The sequence below is a fragment of the Pseudoalteromonas sp. CH_XMU1449-3 genome (assembly GCF_037027245.1).
GTDB classification, from domain to species: Bacteria; Pseudomonadota; Gammaproteobacteria; order Enterobacterales; family Alteromonadaceae; genus Pseudoalteromonas; species Pseudoalteromonas shioyasakiensis.
Window position 1 is genome coordinate 41,107 of sequence record NZ_JAYMDY010000021.1, and the last position, 18,647, is coordinate 59,753.

At 42.5% G+C, this 18,647-nt stretch carries 13 protein-coding genes and 1 rRNA gene; 7 read left to right on the top strand and 7 right to left on the bottom strand.

Annotation, left to right across the window (positions count from 1 at the left end; translation table 11 throughout):
- Nucleotides 1–207 precede the first annotated feature (207 nt).
- Complete coding sequence (locus tag WA256_RS18700) at nt 208–2,511, top strand: TonB-dependent receptor (protein ID WP_335992846.1); 2,304 nt, start codon at nt 208–210, stop codon at nt 2,509–2,511.
- Nucleotides 2,512–2,565: 54 nt separating this feature from the next.
- Here WA256_RS18700 and WA256_RS18705 read toward each other — a convergent pair whose 3' ends face one another.
- The 3 genes from WA256_RS18705 to WA256_RS18715 form a co-directional block, all read right to left on the bottom strand.
- On the bottom strand, nt 2,566–4,152 hold the full coding sequence (locus WA256_RS18705; RefSeq protein ID WP_335992847.1) for an N-acyl-D-amino-acid deacylase family protein: 1,587 nt from the start codon (nt 4,150–4,152) through the stop codon (nt 2,566–2,568).
- Between the two features lie 130 nt (nt 4,153–4,282).
- A complete protein-coding gene (gene glmS, locus WA256_RS18710) occupies nt 4,283–6,103 on the bottom strand; it encodes a glutamine--fructose-6-phosphate transaminase (isomerizing) (RefSeq protein ID WP_335992849.1) in 1,821 nt (606 codons plus the stop codon).
- Nucleotides 6,104–6,198: 95 nt separating this feature from the next.
- Entirely contained in the window at nt 6,199–6,969 is a 771-nt protein-coding gene (locus tag WA256_RS18715) for a DeoR/GlpR family DNA-binding transcription regulator (RefSeq protein WP_175080579.1), read from the bottom strand.
- Nucleotides 6,970–7,123: 154 nt separating this feature from the next.
- Between WA256_RS18715 and WA256_RS18720 the strand changes: the two genes are divergently transcribed.
- Nucleotides 7,124–7,651: a sugar O-acetyltransferase gene (locus WA256_RS18720; RefSeq protein WP_335992852.1), complete on the top strand. Its 528-nt coding sequence runs from the start codon at nt 7,124–7,126 to the stop codon at nt 7,649–7,651.
- Nucleotides 7,652–7,767: 116 nt separating this feature from the next.
- Here the strand turns inward: WA256_RS18720 and WA256_RS18725 are convergent, their stop codons facing one another.
- From WA256_RS18725 to WA256_RS18735, 3 genes are read right to left on the bottom strand one after another with little or no spacing between them, the layout of a single operon-like run.
- The gene (locus WA256_RS18725) at nt 7,768–10,164 is read right to left on the bottom strand and encodes an ABC transporter permease (RefSeq protein WP_335992853.1); all 2,397 of its coding nucleotides are present in this window, start codon (nt 10,162–10,164) and stop codon (nt 7,768–7,770) included.
- A 1-nt stretch (nt 10,165) separates the two neighbouring features.
- Nucleotides 10,166–10,867: an ABC transporter ATP-binding protein gene (locus tag WA256_RS18730; protein WP_251602881.1), complete on the bottom strand. Its 702-nt coding sequence runs from the start codon at nt 10,865–10,867 to the stop codon at nt 10,166–10,168.
- A gap of 11 nt (nt 10,868–10,878) precedes the next feature.
- A complete protein-coding gene (locus tag WA256_RS18735) occupies nt 10,879–12,132 on the bottom strand; it encodes an efflux RND transporter periplasmic adaptor subunit (RefSeq protein ID WP_054552245.1) in 1,254 nt (417 codons plus the stop codon).
- A 230-nt stretch (nt 12,133–12,362) separates the two neighbouring features.
- On the opposite strand from WA256_RS18735, the gene WA256_RS18740 reads away from it, so the two are divergent.
- The 5 genes from WA256_RS18740 to WA256_RS18760 all read left to right on the top strand — a co-directional run bounded on the left by WA256_RS18740 (nt 12,363) and on the right by WA256_RS18760 (nt 17,903).
- A complete protein-coding gene (locus tag WA256_RS18740) occupies nt 12,363–13,766 on the top strand; it encodes a sigma-54-dependent transcriptional regulator (RefSeq protein ID WP_335992857.1) in 1,404 nt (467 codons plus the stop codon).
- A gap of 3 nt (nt 13,767–13,769) precedes the next feature.
- Complete coding sequence (locus WA256_RS18745; RefSeq protein WP_335992859.1) at nt 13,770–15,074, top strand: sensor histidine kinase; 1,305 nt, start codon at nt 13,770–13,772, stop codon at nt 15,072–15,074.
- Between the two features lie 85 nt (nt 15,075–15,159).
- The gene (locus tag WA256_RS18750; RefSeq protein ID WP_082389218.1) at nt 15,160–15,699 is read left to right on the top strand and encodes a hypothetical protein; all 540 of its coding nucleotides are present in this window, start codon (nt 15,160–15,162) and stop codon (nt 15,697–15,699) included.
- 118 nt (nt 15,700–15,817) lie between these two features.
- Complete coding sequence (locus WA256_RS18755) at nt 15,818–17,095, top strand: LysM peptidoglycan-binding domain-containing protein (protein WP_335992862.1); 1,278 nt, start codon at nt 15,818–15,820, stop codon at nt 17,093–17,095.
- 91 nt (nt 17,096–17,186) lie between these two features.
- A complete protein-coding gene (locus WA256_RS18760) occupies nt 17,187–17,903 on the top strand; it encodes a hypothetical protein (protein WP_335992864.1) in 717 nt (238 codons plus the stop codon).
- Nucleotides 17,904–18,550: 647 nt separating this feature from the next.
- Here WA256_RS18760 and rrf read toward each other — a convergent pair.
- A 5S ribosomal RNA gene (gene rrf / locus WA256_RS21080) occupies nt 18,551–18,647 on the bottom strand; the annotation flags it as partial.

Here is an 18,647-nt window from a genome sequence, read left to right on the forward strand (position 1 = left end):
ACACTTTTATTATTCTTTTTATTTTAATCTCACAGCTGCCAAAGCAGCTAAATACGGGCTTTTTAATATTACGAATTTGCAAATCAGTAAAAGCTTTAAAACTAATTTCTCTTATTTTGCAAAGCCGGAAGCACTAACAAAACTTATCGCTTAAAAGATTAACTTACCAGAAAAAATAATAATTAATTGCTTCAAAAGGAGAGCTTGGTGGGTCATTTTAAAAAGCACAAACTTGCAAAAACAATAACCAGTTTATTAACCTTGTTGCCTATCGTGAGCCTAGCAGCTGAAACTCAGGATAGTGAACAACAAGAACAATTAGCGCTCGAAAAAATCATTGTGACAGCGCAAAAACGCGGTGAAAACTTACAAGAGGTTCCACTAGCAATATCGGTGCTCGGCAGTAAGCAAATGGACCGCGGAAATATTCAAAATATCCAAGATATTCAGCAGTCTGTTCCTAACTTGAGCATGGTCACCACTTCCCCATTCACAACCACTATCAACATGCGTGGTATTCCATCAAGTCCTAATGGCGTATTTAACTCTGGCACCAGCCCAGGCATGGGTATGTACGTAGATGGTGTGGTGTATTCGCGAGCAACAGGGTTCAACCAAGAGCTCAGTAATATTGAGCGAGTAGAAGTTTTGCGCGGCCCACAAGGCACTTTATTTGGTCAAAATACCAATTTAGGGGTTATTAATATCACAACCAAAAAGCCCTCAGATATGGTGGAAGGTAAAGTAAAAGTCGACTTAGGCAATTATGGCCTTCGTAAAACGAACCTGTATTTAACAGGGCCTCTGATCGAAGACGTACTCGCTGCGAGTATTTCTTTGTTTGATGTTTCTCGAGACGGTTATGTTGAAAATAGTGCCGATGGCAGCGAGTTTTCAACACAGGACCGTCATGGTGGTCGCGCGCAAGTTCGTTACACCCCAACAGATAAACTAACCCTTGATATCAGCGCTGAATATTTAAAAGACAAGAGTATTCCTCTTGCTAATAAACTCACTGACTATGAATTAGGTCTTGGCTATTTAGGTCTTTACCCAAGTGGCATGACACCAGAGGATTTTATTACCGATGATATTCATGAAGTGTTTGTAAACCCTGAGCGCTACTTTGTAAGCCGAGAAAACTGGGGCTTAGATACAACGCTCAGTTACCAATTTGATTCTGGGTTTGAGTTTAAATCCATCACGGCTAAAAAGGTGTACGACTCAACCATTGGTACAGACATGGACTCAACTCCCGTTGATATCGTATTCAGTACCGAAACCGAAAATAACGAACAATTCACGCAAGAGTTTCAGATATTATCCCCAACGGATCAGTCATTACGCTATGTAGCTGGTTTTTTCTATTTAGATAATGAAGCTGTAAATGACCAAAACTTTTTAAGTGGTACTGGGATTTATGGCATTCCAACAGGTTTACCAGAGCCATACCCACAGAGCCTTAACTTACAACCGGGTAGCGGCCCTATCAATGGCGGCACATTACAAACCAAAAGCAGCGCCATTTTTGCAAATGTTAATTATGATTTCACTCAAGCAATTAACGGCTTTTTAGGTTTACGATACTCAGATGTAGAAAAACAAATGAGCTTTTATCAACGCGGCTGGGAAACATCTTTGCCGGGTGTGTACTTGCTCAATTACATTGATATTCCAGCCACAAATCAGACCCTTAAAGATGACTTTTTATCATGGACTGTCGGCTTAAATGGCACAATAAACGACAACAACCACGTTTACGGTAAAGTATCAAAAGGCTATAAAGAAGGGGGGTATAGCTTCCGTCCACAATCTCTACAATCAATTGGTGGCGACCCTTTAAACCCACAGATGAGTTTTGACCGTGAAGCCGTTGTCAGTTACGAATTAGGCCTTAAAAGTGATTTATTTGATCACCGCATGCGTCTAAATATGGCTGCTTTTTACTTAGACTACTCAGATATTCAAACCCGCGTTATTGACGATAATGGCACCAACAGAGTCGTTAATGGCCCATCGGCAACCAGTCAAGGTGTTGAAGCTGAATTGAGCTATCGAGTAACGAAGCAATTAGCTGTGAATGCGGCTATTGGCTATGCTGATGCAACCTTTGATGAATTTGAAAACTGCCATGCCATTGACGACTGTACAGGTAACCAACTTCCGGGAGCCGCAAAATGGACGAACAGCGTCAGCCTAAACTATGAAAACACGCTCACTGAAAATTGGGATCTGTTTGCTGGGGTTGATTATTCGTACCGCGGTAAAGTTCAAAGCGATGCGCGTAACTTATCAGCCACCGAACTTGGTACCAGTAACCTAGTGAATAGCCAGATAGGTATTGTTTCTACAGATGGCACATGGGAAGTCATGTTATGGACTAAAAACCTGCTCGATGAAGAAATTGAGGTTAGTAAAGCAGATAAAGCAACGTCTGAACTGAGTTTCAGTGATGTCATGTATGCTCCCCCAAGAACATACGGTGTTTCATTCACTTATAACTTTTTTTAAACACAAAAAAGCCGGCGAAATAGCCGGCTTTATTATCATTCAATGATTAATAAACTAAAGCGTATGACGCAATATTTGCCCGGCGCTTTTACCCGTCATGCCATCCGGTGATTTAATGACTTGGCCATTAATAATGACGAACTCAATTCCTTCTGCGTACTTATGTGGTGCGCTAAACGTTGATTTATCAGCAACCGTTGCAGGGTCGAGTATGACAATATCAGCAGCATAGCCTTTTGCTATCACTCCTCGGTCAGTGAGGCCCATTCTTGCTGCAGGTAAACTGGTCATTTTACGTATTGCATCAGGTAACGAAATTACCCCTTGTTCACGCACATAATGACCAAGTACTCTGGGGAAGGTGCCGTATCCACGTGGATGGGGGTTGCCCTTACCAAGTTCTGAACCACCCGCATCGGTGGCGATTGCAGTAATTGGGTAAGCCATGATGTACTTAACATCATCTTCATTAATAGCGTGGAAGATCCCCTGAGCACCGCCATTTGCTTGAATTTCCATGGCAAGTTCAGCGGCTTCATCAATACTTTGCGCTCGCCCTTCACGTTTTAATACTTCAGCAAAGGTTAGCCCATCCCATGTTGGGTTTGCCGCATAATGCGCTATTTGCAGCCTTGCGGGGTCACCACCGCCTCTGTCTTCACGGATATTTTTGATCAAGCCTTGTTTTATTTTTTGCCTTAACTCTGGATCTTGTAGGCGCTTTTCAACTTCAGCTTGGCCACCAGCCAATGACCATGCAGGAAATAATATAGCAAATCGCGTAGAAGAAGCCGTGTAAGGATACTGATCGAGAGTGACATCTAAACCCGCTTTACGAGCATCGCGGATCATCTGAATAGTGCGCTTACTCTCACCCCAATTTGGATGACCAATCAGCTTATGATGAGAGATATGTACAGGAATACCGGTCTCTTTTGCAACATCGAGCACTTCATTCATCGCCGTAACAATCTCTGCGCCTTCATCCCGCATATGAGAGGCGAAAAATCCATGCTGAGCATGAGCGGTTTCGGCAAGCACCTTTACCTCAGCAAAGTTTGAGTACACACCTGGAACATATTTAAGCCCAGTCGATAAACCAAACGCCCCCTGCTGCATCGCTTTATCTACCAGTGCTTGCATTGCTTTTAACTCATCAGCAGTGGCAAGTCGTTGCTCTTCACCCATAACAGCTTTACGAACATCATTATGGCCAATTAATAAGGCTAAATTTGGCCCTAGAGGTGAACGCTCGGTTTGCGCAAAAAATTGCTTAAAGTCGACAGGAGAAAAACCACAGTTACCGCCCAAAATAGTGGTGATACCCTGCTGCACTAAATTATCGAGCCGAGGCAGCTCTGCAATTGAGCGCTCAGCATGGGAATGTAAATCGATAAAACCAGGGGCAACAACCTTGCCTTTGGCATCTATAACTTGTTTAGCTTTGTCAGCCTCCAAATCACCAATTTTATTGATCTTGCCACTTTCAATACCAAGATCAGCGCGAACCGCTTTGCCGCCACGACCATCGAGCAACATCGCGTTTTTGATGATGAGATCAAATGATTGTCCATAAGCAATCCCTGAGCTGAGTACTAATACAGACAATCCTATAGAGGTTAAAACACTGCGCTTTTTCATTGTTATTATCCTTCGCCTGAGTGTTTAACCATCCTAATCAATTGCAATACAAATTGCATCAGTGAACAGTAATCAAGCAAATTACAGGCACAAAAAAGCCGGCTAATTAGCCGGCTCTTGATGCTTTAACTTATTCAACCGTCACCGACTTTGCTAGGTTTCGAGGTTGGTCTACATCAGTGCCTTTAATAACCGCAACATAGTATGAAAGTAGCTGTAGCGGAATTGTATATACAACTGGAGCAATCACGTCATCTACATGGTTTACGTTGATTACACGCATTGTTTCGTCAGATTCAAACGCTGAGTCTTTATCTGCGAATACATAGATAATACCGCCACGGGCACGTACTTCTTCTACGTTTGATTTAAGCTTTTCTAGTAGCTCGTTGTTTGGTGCCACAACAATGATTGGCATATCAGCATCAATCAACGCAAGTGGGCCATGCTTAAGCTCACCCGCTGCGTATGCTTCTGCGTGAATGTACGAAATTTCTTTTAGCTTAAGCGCACCTTCCATCGCGATTGGGTATTGTGAACCACGACCTAAGAATAGTGAATGGTGCTTATCAGCAAACTCTTCAGCTAAATCTTCAATGCCCTCTGCAAGTAGTAATGCTTCTTCTAACTTGTTAGGAAGTGTTTTAATTGCATTTACAATCGCACCTTGCTCTAGGCCTTTTTCTTGGGCAATAGATGCTGTTAGCATTAACAAGCCAACAAGTTGTGTGGTGAAGGCTTTAGTTGATGCAACACCAATTTCAGCACCGGCTTTAGTCATAAAGGCTAAATCAGATTCACGTACTAATGATGAACCCGGCACGTTACAAATAGTCATTGACGCCATGTAACCTTGCTGTTTTGCAAGACGAAGTGCAGCAAGCGTATCAGCTGTTTCACCAGACTGAGAAATGGTCACAAGTAAGCTGTTTTCATGTACAAATGATTCGCGGTAACGGAACTCAGAAGCAATCTCAACGTTACAGCTCACGCCTGCGAACTGTTCAAGCCAGTAACGAGCAACCATACCTGAGTGGTATGAAGTACCGCAGGCAATAATTTGCACGTGTTTTACGTCTTTAAAGATTTGCTGAGCACTTTCACCAAAGGCATCAATCGCTACAGTGTCATTAACTAAACGGCCATCAAGGGTGTTACGTACAGCAAGCGGCTGCTCGTAAATTTCTTTCAGCATGTAGTGACGATATTCGCCTTTACCTGATGCATCTTGCGTAATGTTTGATTCAATCACTTCGCGCTCAACTGCATCACCATTTGCATCAAAGATTTCAACACTGTCACGGGTAATACGAGCAACATCGCCTTCTTCAAGGTAAATAAAACTGCGAGTAACAGGTAATAGAGCTAGTTGGTCAGAGGCAATAAAGTTCTCACCAAGACCTAAACCAATCACCAGTGGGCTACCTGAACGCGCTACGATGATTTCGTTATCGTTCGCTTTATCAAAAACAACCGTACCAAATGCACCTTCAAACTGCTTAACTGCAGCTTGCACAGCTGCTAAAAGTGTATCGTGTTGCTGGCGAAGTTGGTGAATAAGGTGCACCATAACTTCAGTATCTGTTTCTGATAAAAACTCATAACCATCGCCTTTTAGGGCATCGCGTAGGCTGGCATGGTTTTCGATAATGCCGTTATGAACGAGGGCAATTTCGCTATTCGAAACATGTGGGTGTGCATTCGCTTCAGTTACGCCACCATGGGTAGCCCAACGTGTATGTGCGATACCTGTAGTACCATTAACTGCTGCATTATTAAGTGCCGCTTCAAGGTTTGCAACCTTACCTACTGCTTTTACAGTGTTAAGCTCAGTACCTTTAAGTAAAGCCACACCTGCCGAGTCATAGCCACGGTATTCAAGGCGCTTAAGGCCTTCAACAAGTATTTTGTTTACTGGGCGTTCTGCAACAGCCCCAACGATTCCACACATAATTTCTCCTTTTGCACATGCCAAAGCGTTCTACTTTGGGTGGTATGTGTTGTCATAAATGATGCGTAATAAGGTGTTGTCGGTCTTATTACGGGTTATTCAATTTCTGCACAGATCAGCTGTACACCACATGCTGTTATCGCCTCGCGCTTATCTGCGCTTAGGTTGTTGTCTGTAATAACAGTGGTTACACGCTGCCAAGGCAGTTCTAAATTCGGTATTCTTCGGCCAATTTTTTCTGACTCAACCAGCACCACTACTTCACGGGCTGCTTCAGCCATCACTTGGCTAAGCCCCACTAATTCATTGAAGGTTGTAGTACCTCTATCAATATCAATGCCATCGGCACCAATAAAGAGCTGGTCAAAGTCGTAAGAGCGTAGAACATTCTCAGCAACTTGGCCCTGAAACGATTCTGAATGCGGATCCCAAGTTCCGCCGGTCATCAAAAGTGTTGGCTCATTTTCTAATGAAAGCAGTCGGTTAGCGACATTAATAGCATTTGTCATCACCACTAAACCGCGCTTTTTGGCAAGCTCAGGGATCATCGCCGCTGTAGTGCGACCGCTATCAATTATGATGCGGTTATGGTCTTTAATAAGCTTTGCAGCCGCCTGTGCGATTGCCATTTTGCGAAGCGAGTCGCTTTTCTCGTTGCTATTTGCAACGATTTCTTGCGGCAGTGCAATAGCACCACCGTAACGGCGTAGCAATAAGCCACTTTTTTCAAGGGCTGTCAGATCTTTACGTATCGTCACTTCAGAAGTTTGAAACTGCTCAGCTAACGCTTCAACAGCAACTTCACCAAGTTCATTCACTTGGCTTAAGATAGTATGGCGACGTTGTTGAGTGTTTCGTTTTGTCATAAAGTGAATTACATAAGTTTCGTTTCGAAAGTTTTGAGATTTTAAACGAAACAATATAAATGGCAAGTGAATGATCGTTAACCTACACAGCTTTATTTTGATCTTCATCACCAACACGCTAAGCTATTGGCAAATATAACCATGAAAATGCCCCATGAAAGAGTTTAATAGCCTCGACAAGTCCTTACTCGAACAACGAAAAAATGCCCATGAAATTTGCCGTTTATTTGCCAAAAGCCCAAGTAAAGGCAATTTAAAACGACTAAAAGGCATGTTTGCTCACTGTGGCGAGCAGGTTGTTATAGAAGCGGGTTTTCATTGTGATTACGGCAGTGGTATTAAAATAGGTGATCGAACCTTCATAAATATTAACTCTACTATGCTCGATGCACCGCTAACTGATGCGCAAATTACGATAGGCGATGACTGCTTAATAGGCCCTAATGTGCAAATACTCGCGGTATCGCATGCAGTAAACCCAACCGAACGTTTAGCAAAAGCTAACTTTGCAGCACCGATTAGCATCGGCAACAATGTATGGATTGGTGCAGGCGCTATTATACTTGCGGGTATTAAAGTTGCTGATAATGCCGTGATTGGCGCAGGGGCTATAGTTACCAAAGATGTCGCGGCAAATACTCTAGTAGCAGGTAACCCTGCGGTGAAAGTCAAAGACCTTTAACTCTCATACCGACGCGCTAAAGCACGTCCTACGTAGGTTGTCATTTATGGCGTCGTATTTAAAACTAAAAAAGCCCAGCTGTATTGCTGGGCTTATAGTTGGGAGTTAGTTAACTGTTATTCATATCGTAAGATAAGTGATGGTCTGGTGCTTGCGGCCTTAAAGGCTAAACTTGCAACAGTAACCCAGGTAATGGCGGCCACCGCGACAGCGGCAACTAAATACACCCATACAGCTTGTTCAATGCGGTCATTAAAGTTTGCTAACCAATCACCTACCAAGAAGTAAGTCACTGGATACGCAATAGCAATACTTACCGCCACCAGCACTAAGAACTCTTTAGCAATGATATTTACGATACTGATGCGTGATGCACCTAGAACTTTTCGAACGGCCACTTCTTTTTGACGACGCACTGTTGCGAACGAAGCCAAACCAAAGGTACCTAAACAAGTTAAGAACACAGCAAGACCGGTAAAGATTAAAACCACATTCGAAATTCGCTCATCACCTTTTAACAGAGTTTTGTAGTTGTCTGCGAGTAAGTTAATTTTTGGCTCATAGATATTGGCTGAGCTTGCTAATACTTCAGCGATCTGAGCTTTAATATAAGGCAAGTTTTGCTGATCAATCGTTAAAATTAATTCTGATACAGGTGATAAAAAGTTAAAGCCACATAAAAACATAATATTTGAGTTGGCATCTTTAGCATTACCTACCTTTACATCTTCAACCACACCCACAACACGCATATCTACGCCGCGACCTGAGTCTTTAATTACCTTACCGATAATGTCACTCATGTTAGTGTAACCCGCTTGCCTTGCAACAGATTCAGTCACAATGGTGCCCGTACTTGTTACTCCATTTGCACGGCTTGCCCAATCACCAGCAAATTCACGACTAAAGTCACGACCAGCAACCAGTTTTAATCCAAGTGTTTTTACAACATCGTAGCTTGCGCCAACAACAGGCGTTAAGCTGCCAGACGCTTCACCATTTGGCCACGTTGGCATAAGTGTATTATTGATTGAAACAGTTAAACGGGTATCAATAATTGTTGTTTGCTGTACGCCTTGAATTGCACTAATACGGTTAACTAAGGCATTTTTTTCTTTTGTGAATACTTCGCCTACAGGTAGCTCTGAAATAACCAATCTTTGTGTTGTTTCATAGCCTAAAGGTAAGCTTTGTAAGTAAGTTAATTGCTTTAACAAGGTAATAGAGGCAATGATTAAACCTATTGCTAGTGAAGCCTGTAAGGTTAGTAAGCTCTTACGAACCCATATTGCAGTATTACCTCGTTGTAAGTCTCCACTTAAAACGCGTTTTGCACTGAATGACGAAATAAAGAATGCAGGATAAAGCCCAGCTAATATGCCCACAGCAATTGCGACCACAATAATTGCAATGCCAAATTCAGAGGCATAATTCACGACCAATTCGCGGTCTACTAGTTGGTTAAAGCTTGGTAAAAATAGTTCCACTAAAGCACATGCAATCACCATTGAAAGCATTGATACCAACACAGATTCAGATAAAAACTGCGTTACTAATTGACCTTTACTTGCACCAAGCGCTTTACGCACACCCACTTCTTTTGCACGTTTAGTCGATTGAGCGACGGTCATATTGATAAAGTTAAAACCTGCAATAAGAATAAGTAACACGCTTAAACCAACACAGATCATCACCACTTGTTTAGCACCACCCGCTTTCATCTCAAACGGTGATTTAGCTGTTAGGTGCAAATCAAGTAATGGATGCAGCTCTAAACTAACTTGCTCCAACATAGAACCGCTAAAAAAGCGCTCTGTTAAGGTTTTAGCTAATGCATCTGTATCGGTGCCCTCAGCTACACGCATATAAACATAACTACTGTTGATATCTATTTCGCTTGGATCATGCTTAACATAAACAAGATTTTTAAAGGCAAAGTGAGTGTTGTCTGTTAAGTCTGCAAACACGGCACGCACTGTATACTGTCCTTGTTCATGCGTAAGTGTTTCACCAACTACATCGGTGCGACCAAAAATGCGCAGTGCTTCTGATTCACTTAAAGCGAGGCTATCTGGTGTACTCATTGCTGTTGTTAAGTCACCCGCAATCGTCTTCATAGCAATAAAGTTTTCAATATTTGCTGTTGCACCATATAAGGCATTTAACTTATAGCCTTGGTTGCGGTAACTCACATCCACCATGGCTTCACGGGTCAGCTCGACCATAGTTAATCCGAACACTTCTTCAACTTGGCTGTAATCTTCAGCCTGCTTTGACTGCACATAATTAAAAATAGGCACCACAGCTAAACCAAGTTTTGAGAAGTCTTGGCCAACGCGATAAACACGCTCCGCATGAGGCTGTTGGCTATCGTACGAAAGCTCATTTTTTGCAAACAAAGCAACTAGAATTGCCGCAGCTAAGCCCACACTTAAACCCAGAACATTTAAAATAAAGTGCTGCTTTTGGTTTTTAAACGCACGCAGCGCGGTGATCAAATAACTTAAAATCATGTTATGCCACCTCTGCTGTTTGTTGAACACGGTTAGCTTTATCTACCATCACTTGGCCATCAAGTAAGCGCACTAAACGGTCAGCATAGTTGCCTTCTTTTTCTGAGTGGGTAACCACAATTACCGTGGTACCTTCACGATTTAGCTCACGCAGCATCGCCATGACTTCATCACCATTTTTTGAATCAAGGTTACCCGTAGGCTCATCCGCTAAGATTAGCTTTGGATTAATCACCAGTGCTCTGGCTACTGCTACACGTTGCTGCTGACCACCCGATAGCTGCTGTGGTAAGTGATCTGCTCTATGGTCGATTGCAACACGTTTTAAAATTTCTTCTACTCGCTGTTTACGTTCACTTTTTGAGATATTTTGATACTGTAATGGCAGCTCAACGTTTTCAAATACTGTTAATTCATCAATTAAGTTAAAGCTTTGGAAAACAAATCCAATTGACGCTTTTCTAAGTGCCGCTAATTGCTTTTCACCAAACCCTGCGATGTCTTCACCTAAAAATTCAAAACTGCCTGCCGATGGCGAATCCAACATACCTAAAATAGAGAGTAATGTTGATTTACCACAGCCTGATGGCCCCATAATGGCAAGAAACTCGCCTTCGTTTACATGTAAGTTAATGCTATTAAGCGCTGTTGTTTCAACATCTTGAGTACGGAATACGCGTGATAAGTTAGTTAATTTAATCATTGTTTTTATCCTTAAAATTGTAGTTGTTGTGCTTTATCAAAGTTGCTGTAGCTAGAGGTGATCACGCGATCTCCGGCGCTTAGGCCACTTAACACTTCATAATAGTTTTGATTCTTTTTGCCAAGCCGAATGTCTTTTCGTACTGCACGGTTGCCATCTTTTTCCATGACATAAACCCAGTTACCCCCTGAGCTGGTAAAAAATGCGCCGCGTTCAAGTAATAAAGCAGTGCCTTTGCTATCACCTAGCATCAGTTGCACATCAAGGCTTTGCCCACGTTTTATGTTGCTCGTGCCATTGGGTAAATCGACTTCAACCTGAAACTGTGATTGCTGAACACGGCTATCAATTTTGCTAACTGTTGCCGCAATTTCGCCTTGCTCGTGTTCAATAAGCACTTGCATACCTGTTTGAACTTGGCTCAGGTAAAACTCATCTAGTCTCACAACTAGCTTGTATTCATTAGGAATATCAATCTGCCCTAGGCGAGCACCACGGCCTTTTGATTCACCAATTTCAACATCAAGTTCACTTAAATAACCATCAGCAGGTGCTGTTACGAGTAGGTTTTCAAGGTTCTTACGCGCAAACTGAAGGTTTTTCTCTAACATGTCGGCACTGTCTTTTAACTGGGCTACTTGAACTTCACGAATGCTGTTTTCTTGCTTTTGACGCTCAAGGGTTAGTTCTTTTCGAGCTTTGTAATACGCTAAGTCTTCTTGAATTTCAGATAATTGCTCTTGTGCTAACACACCCGTTTTCACTAGCGGCTGAGTTTGTTTTAAGCGACGCGATAAATGCGTAATTTTAAGATCGATTTCAAGCAAATCACGACGTAAGTTTAAACGGCTGGTTTCCATATTCATTTGCGTGTTACGTAAAAAGTTAAGCTGCTCAGTCACCTGTGCTTCACGGCTCATGACATCAAGCTGCAAATTGGTATTGCTTAAACGCACAAGTGGTTGGCCTTTTTTAACAAATTCACCCTGCTCAACAAGTCGCTCTTCAACTTGGCCTCCGGCAATAGTGTCGAGGTAAATAGTAGTACGAGGCATAACCTGACCACGAAGACTTAAAGCATCAACAAATTCACCTTGTTGTACTGTGCTAATCGTTAAGCTTGTCGCGGTTACTTGCTGACTACGACCTGTTTGCTCAGTTTGTGTGAAACCATAAGCTGCTGCCGCAACAGCTAAACATGCTGCTGCAATTACTGATTTCTTAAAAAATGCTTTGTTATTTGAGCGTGTAATTTTCTTATCCATGTTGACGCCTTTAAGTTATCTAGGTGCTAATTACCTATAGATAAAACAACTCTTGTGCCAACTTTTATTTTCATTAAATTACAGCAACTTACATTAAAGCGAATAAAGATACATATAATCAAGTGTCCGCTTATAGAACACTTCACAGTCCATATATCGTCCATAAATGGACACTGTTACTATTTTCAATTAGTCTTAGTGTTCCCATAAAGGAATAATAATAAATAGCTATGAAACAAGCAGGATCAATTCTTATCGTCGATGATAACCCCGACGTACTTATCGCCGCACGATTACTTTTAAAGCAGCATTATCAGGTTGTAAAAACCACAGATAACCCCTTTGATATCGAAGCTATCATTAACGCACAGCATGAAGCGGATCAGGCCATAGATGTTGTGTTACTCGATATGAACTTCACGCAAGACTCAATTAGTGGCAAAGAAGGATTCTACTGGCTAAAAAAAATCATGAGTCAAGACGCTAACATTGCGGTACTGCTTATGACGGCCTACAGCGATATTCAGCTAGCGGTCGAAGCAATTAAGGCCGGTGCCTCTGACTTTATTGCTAAGCCTTGGCAAAATGAGCAATTACTCGGAGCTGTAGCGGCGGCATTTTCACACGCTAAAGACAAACAGCAAGTTGGTAAGCTCACAAAACAAAAGCAGGCCTTGCAGCAGTCAATCGGCAATCAACCATTTGAGTTTTTAGGCCAAAGTGATGCCATGCAGCAGGTTTTTTCGGTTATCGACAAAGCAGCCAACACAGATGCCAACATATTGATTAGTGGCGAAAGTGGCACAGGTAAAGAACTCACTGCCCATGCAATCCACAATGCAAGCCAGCGCCAAAGCCAACCCTTCATAAGCCTAGACATGGGTTCACTAGCCGAAAGCCTGTTTGAAAGCGAACTATTTGGCCATAAAAAAGGTGCGTTTACTGGCGCGAAAGAAGATCGCATTGGCCGATTTGAGCTGGCCCATGGTGGTAGTTTATTTTTAGACGAGCTAGGTAATTTACCGCTTAACCAACAAGTTAAACTGCTCGCAGCACTACAAAACAGGCAAATAACACCGGTTGGTGGTTCAAAAGTCATCGATATTGATATTCGTTTGATCTGTGCAACGAATGAAAACCTCGAACAAGCAGTTACTGAAGGCAAATTTAGACAAGACTTACTGTACCGTGTTAATACCGTAGAGATCCGTTTGCCAGCTCTGCGCGAGCGCAGTGAAGACATTCCATTACTGTGTAACTACTACTTGCAGCACTTTGCACATAAATACAAACGTGAGCTCTCGATTGCGGCATCTGATATGACACGTTTAAGTCAGTATCATTGGCCAGGCAATGTCCGTGAACTTGCCCATGCAATTGAGCGAGCAGTCATCCTCTCAGAAGGCTCAGAGCTCGATATAAGCTCAGTGATAAGCTCACCAAGTGCTGCTGTTAGTACAAGTGAGCTCTCTTCAAGCGCCACTGACTACGACACTTTTGATCTCGAAATCATCGAGCAGAGAACCGTTCGTGCAGCTTTAAAGCATTTTCAAGGGAACGTGAGTCATGCAGCAAAAGCGCTCGGCCTAACACGCGGAGCCATGTATCGTCGTTTAGAAAAATACGGACTGTAATCGATGCGAAATTTTATTAGCTTAGCCTGCCTATTAGCTGCATTAATCGGTTTATCAATTGCTTTGTTTTGGCAAGTAGAGCAAAGCGGGTTTTCTGCAATTTCGGCACTTTTAGTTATTTTAAATTTGGTATGTGCTGCGCAAATTTTTAATTTATTTAAACGCCAAACAAGGCGTGAAGATATGGTATTTCGCGCTTTAGCGAATGGAGACAGCACATTAGGCTTTGGCGACCAACACCCTATGCAGCAGCAATTTGAGCAGGTTAAACAACAAATTCAGGCTGCGCGTTTTAATGCAGAGCAACAAGCCCAGTTCTTACAAGCGCTATTAATTCATATCGATTTAGCAGTATTAGTATGTGACGAACAAGGCACTATTATTGAAAGCAATCCGGCGGTCAGCCGTTTACTTGGAAAAGCTGTAAAGCACATCGATGATTTAGGTGTAATAGCCAACCTAGTCCAAGACGCAAAGCAAAATAGCCGTAATACCGTGCCATGGCAAAATGGTGAGCAGCACGATACGTTATCTGTGCAGATCAGTATTGCAGAAATCCAAGGTAAAGTTCGTAAAGTGATCAGTTTGCAATCGATTCATGATCAGCTGCAATTAAAAGAGCAACAAGCTTATAAGCGACTTACCAAAGTACTAACCCATGAAATCGCTAATTCGATTACGCCACTTTCTTCTTTAGCACAAACTTGTACGGCACTGCTGCCAACTGAGCTTAGTTTTGATGATCAGGAAGATAAACAAGACTTGCAACTCGCCCTAACAACACTCGCATCACGAACCGAGCATTTAGGGGAATTTATAGCGCAATTTAAAAAGGTTAGTAGCTTACCCGCCCCACACTTACAGCCACATATTCTGGCAGATCTTGCCAAGCAAGTTGTCGCTCTGCACTCACAACAAGCTAAGCAGCTTAATATTACGTTGAATTTATCGGTGCAAAGCCAACAGCTAGTAATGATAGATAGAGGCCAAGTTGAACAAGTAATAATAAACCTGCTTACCAATGCCATTGATGTCCTTAAGCAGCTAAACAATCCAGAGTCAGCAAAGTACATTGAGGTTAGCATTGCACAAAATGCTAATCAGCAACTGTATTTAGAGGTCAGCGACAATGGTACAGGTATCAGCGATCATGTGATTGAGATGATTTTCGTGCCATTTTTTACTACCAAGCAACAAGGCTCAGGAATAGGCTTAAGTTTATCGCGCCAGATCATGCTCAATCATGGCGGCGATCTGGTTTATATCAAACGCCAGCAAGGAGCCTGCTTTCGCTGCGTGTTCGGTTAGCTTACATAGTTAGAACAATTACTTACAATTTGCTAAGGCGCCGTTTGGTATCATGTACCCATTAACGTTTAATGGACTAATCAATATGCGATACCTTGCCTTAGCACTGTTTTCATCACTTGCCTTCATTCCTGCTACAAGCTTTGCTGGTATTTATGACAGCCCTAATATGAACCTGTTTGTTAAATCAGAGCATAATAGTACTGATTCAATCACCTCAGCCGGCATCGAAGTTATGGCTAAAAATAACTACAGTAATTTCGGCGCAGCATTTACAACGGCACTAGGCTCAGCAGAAGTATTTACTAAAAAAGGTGATCGGGAGACATTTCTCACCTTAGATAGCGGCATCAAATTTGGTTATTTCAGCGACTTTTTTGTCTATGGCGAAGTGGGCTTAGATTTAATTGAGCTTGCTGTATACGACGACCGCGATGACCACGACTACAGAGACCGCTATGATGACGACCACAATAATATTGATGGCTATGTTGGTGTAGGCATGGGCGTGGACTCAAAGCCATTCAGAATAGAGATCTATGCCAGAGCCCGAGAAATAGACAGCCGCTATTGGGAAGCACAAAACCATGGTTATGCTGGGTTACAAGTTAGTATTTCGTTTTAATTTCAATTGGGTGAGTAAGTTAGCGAGCTGTTAATCTAATGGTCATTTTTAGCTCACCCTATGTTAAGCTTAGGCGCTTTAGTTTACCCGCACCTAAGTTAACGGAGTATTTTAATACGTGTTTTTAAATCGATTTTTAGGCCTTGTTGTTGTTTCTCTTATTGTAACAGGCTGTCAGACTGCCCCTGAGTCACTTCCCGAAAAGAAGCCTACCATCAAAGCCAATCCAGGCACTGTGGTTGCAGAAGCTAAAACAGCACAAGTAGACGCGGTGACACCGCTCAAACCAAGTGAACTTGATGACGTATGGCAGCGTATTCGCATTCAACTACAGTTTAGCGATTCAAGTCACCCAGATGTGCAAAAGCGCATTGCTTGGTACCTTACTCATCCTAATTACATGGAAGAAATAAGCCGCCGTGCAGAGCCGTATTTGTATCATATCGTTACAGAAGTAGAAAACCGTGACTTACCAATAGAACTCGCTCTAATGCCGCTTATAGAGAGCGATTTTGATGCCAGTGCCTATTCGCACAAACATGCATCGGGTTTATGGCAACTCACCCCCTCAATCGCCAAATACTTTAAAGTAAAAATTACCCCTTGGTATGATGGTCGCCAAGATGTGATCGACAGCACCCGCGCAGCTTTGGATTTTATGGAATACCTTTATAAACGCTTTGATGGCGATTGGTATCATGCTATTGCTGCCTACAATATTGGTGAAGGGCGTGTATTACAGGCAATTGCTCGTAATAAAAAACAAGGTAAGTCGACGGACTTCTTTAGCTTAAAGCTACCATCGCAAACCAAACAATACGTGCCTAAGCTACTGGCCGCAGCACAATTATTAAAACACCAAAAAATGATATTCCCTGCGATTAAGAATGAGCAGGCTATTGCGACCTTACCAGTAACTGGTGCAGTGATCTTGGCAGACAAAGCGAAATGGCAAGAGCTAGAAGAGCTGAACTATGGCGTTATCCGATATCCCGCGGTGATTGATGCGCCACATATTGTGGTCCCAAAAGATCAGCAGGCAAGTTATCAAACTCTATTAGCTAACCAAAAAAGCAATGATTATAGCCAGTGGCAACATTACACAGTAAAGCGCGGTGATAGCTTAAGTGTGATTGCAAAGAACTATAAAGTAACAGTTAGCCAGCTGAAAACCTTCAATAACCTAACAACAAACACCATTCGTATTGGTCAAAAACTGATATTGCCGCAATTGGCTGATCAACAAATCGAGTATAAGGTTAAATCTGGCGATAGCCTTTGGAAGATAGCAAAGCAATACAAAGTCAGTATCACTAAACTCAAACAATGGAATAACCTTTCAAGAGATAGCTTAAGAGTGGGTGAAAAGCTCACCGTATTTATCTCAAATAGTTAATACCAAATCAGGGAGTTTTACTCCCTGTCTCTTTTATCTATCCAATTAAAGTTGTATCTTTATTAGTCTATAAAAACAACAATTAAAAATTATGGATAATCAGCAACAGGACGTAAGCTGTTCAACCGTTAAATCAGAGCAAGACCCCAACGTTGAAGAGCAAACAAAGACTACCCAACAAAGCACTCAGCCTGCTAGCAACCAGCGAAAGGCATGGTTTACCAACGAGCGGCTAAACCTATTTCTCGCACTCTGCGCCATTATAATTTCAGCAGCCTCCTTTTATGCCACTTACTTGCAAGCCAGCGCCGCAGAACGACAAGTAAAAGCCACAACCTGGCCATGGCTCGAAGTGATGACGGGGAATTTCAATGAAGAAAAAAATCAATCTGAAATCACCTTTGTACTCACTAATTCAGGCTCAGGACCTGCGATAGTAAAGTATGTGAAGTATCATTATAACGACCAATCATATTTAGATATCTATAAAGTAATTTCTGCATGCTGTTTTGATACACAAGCATATGAAACACAGCTACAAACTCTGCAAGATGACTCTCCCGACATAAATATTTTCGAAGCATTTGGCTGGATTATGACGAGTGCCAGTGATAACCGGTTACTGGCATCTGGCAGTAAACTTAAACTTTTTGGTTTCAAGCGAACGGGATTTAATGAAACTCAATGGGACAAAGTAAACAAGCAACGTAATAGCATCAAAACCGAGATCTGCTATTGCTCTTTACTAGAACAATGCTACCTAAGTGATGGCCGTGGTGATGTGAGAGAAATACAGCAGTGTGAGTGAGTTAGAAAGAGTAAAGTTAGCGAGGGGAAAGTTGCAAGAGTAAAGTTTGGAAATCTTGCGTAGGTTGGGTAGAGCGAAGCGAAACCCAACACAGAGCTTTCAGCTTTCAGCCGTCAGCGATCAGCCGCGCGGTGTGGGTGTTTGGTGCTGCGTCTTCCTCTGCCCGAGGTTCTAGGTAAAGTGTACTTGTAGGAGTGGCTTTAGCCATGAATATATTTTTTGGTCTAGATTCGGCACTGAAGTGCCTCCTACAGTGGTTTGTTGCTGAGGGTGACACTGTACTAAACAACCAAACAGTTCAACTTTACCCTTGCTAACTAGCAACTCGCTAACTATTTAGCCGTGAATGTGTTTGTTATGGTCTAGATTCGGCACTGAAGTGCCTCCTACGGGGGGTGTTGCTGAGGGTGACTCTGTACTAAACAACCCCACAATTCAACTTTACCCTTGCTAACTTGTAACTCGCTAACTCATGTTGGGTTTCGCTCCGCTCTACCCAACCTACCTGGAGGGTAAGCAAGGAGAGTGCTGAGGGAATCTCTGTACTAAACAACCCCACAGTTCAGCTGACGTCTGAAGGCTGAAAGCTGACAGCTCCAAATACAAAAAAGCCCGACTCTTTCGAATCGGGCTTTCTCTTATTTGGAGCCTGGCGATGACCTACTTTCACATAGCAGCTGCTACACTATCATCGGCGCTGTTTCGTTTCACTACTGAGTTCGGCATGGGGTCAGGTGGGTCCAA

Bases quoted from the DNA above. Each gene is read 5' to 3' on its own strand.
- WA256_RS18740 (WP_335992857.1), top strand. From the start codon at position 12,363: ATGAAACAAGCAGGATCAATTCTTATCGTCGATGATAACCCCGACGTA.
- glmS (WP_335992849.1), bottom strand. From the start codon at position 6,103: ATGTGTGGAATCGTTGGGGCTGTTGCAGAACGCCCAGTAAACAAAATA.
- WA256_RS18735 (WP_054552245.1), bottom strand. From the start codon at position 12,132: ATGGATAAGAAAATTACACGCTCAAATAACAAAGCATTTTTTAAGAAA.
- WA256_RS18720 (WP_335992852.1), top strand. From the start codon at position 7,124: ATGAAAGAGTTTAATAGCCTCGACAAGTCCTTACTCGAACAACGAAAA.
- WA256_RS18750 (WP_082389218.1), top strand. From the start codon at position 15,160: ATGCGATACCTTGCCTTAGCACTGTTTTCATCACTTGCCTTCATTCCT.
- WA256_RS18745 (WP_335992859.1), top strand. From the start codon at position 13,770: ATGCGAAATTTTATTAGCTTAGCCTGCCTATTAGCTGCATTAATCGGT.
- WA256_RS18705 (WP_335992847.1), bottom strand. From the start codon at position 4,152: ATGAAAAAGCGCAGTGTTTTAACCTCTATAGGATTGTCTGTATTAGTA.
- WA256_RS18760 (WP_335992864.1), top strand. From the start codon at position 17,187: ATGGATAATCAGCAACAGGACGTAAGCTGTTCAACCGTTAAATCAGAG.
- WA256_RS18730 (WP_251602881.1), bottom strand. From the start codon at position 10,867: ATGATTAAATTAACTAACTTATCACGCGTATTCCGTACTCAAGATGTT.
- WA256_RS18715 (WP_175080579.1), bottom strand. From the start codon at position 6,969: ATGACAAAACGAAACACTCAACAACGTCGCCATACTATCTTAAGCCAA.
- WA256_RS18725 (WP_335992853.1), bottom strand. From the start codon at position 10,164: ATGATTTTAAGTTATTTGATCACCGCGCTGCGTGCGTTTAAAAACCAA.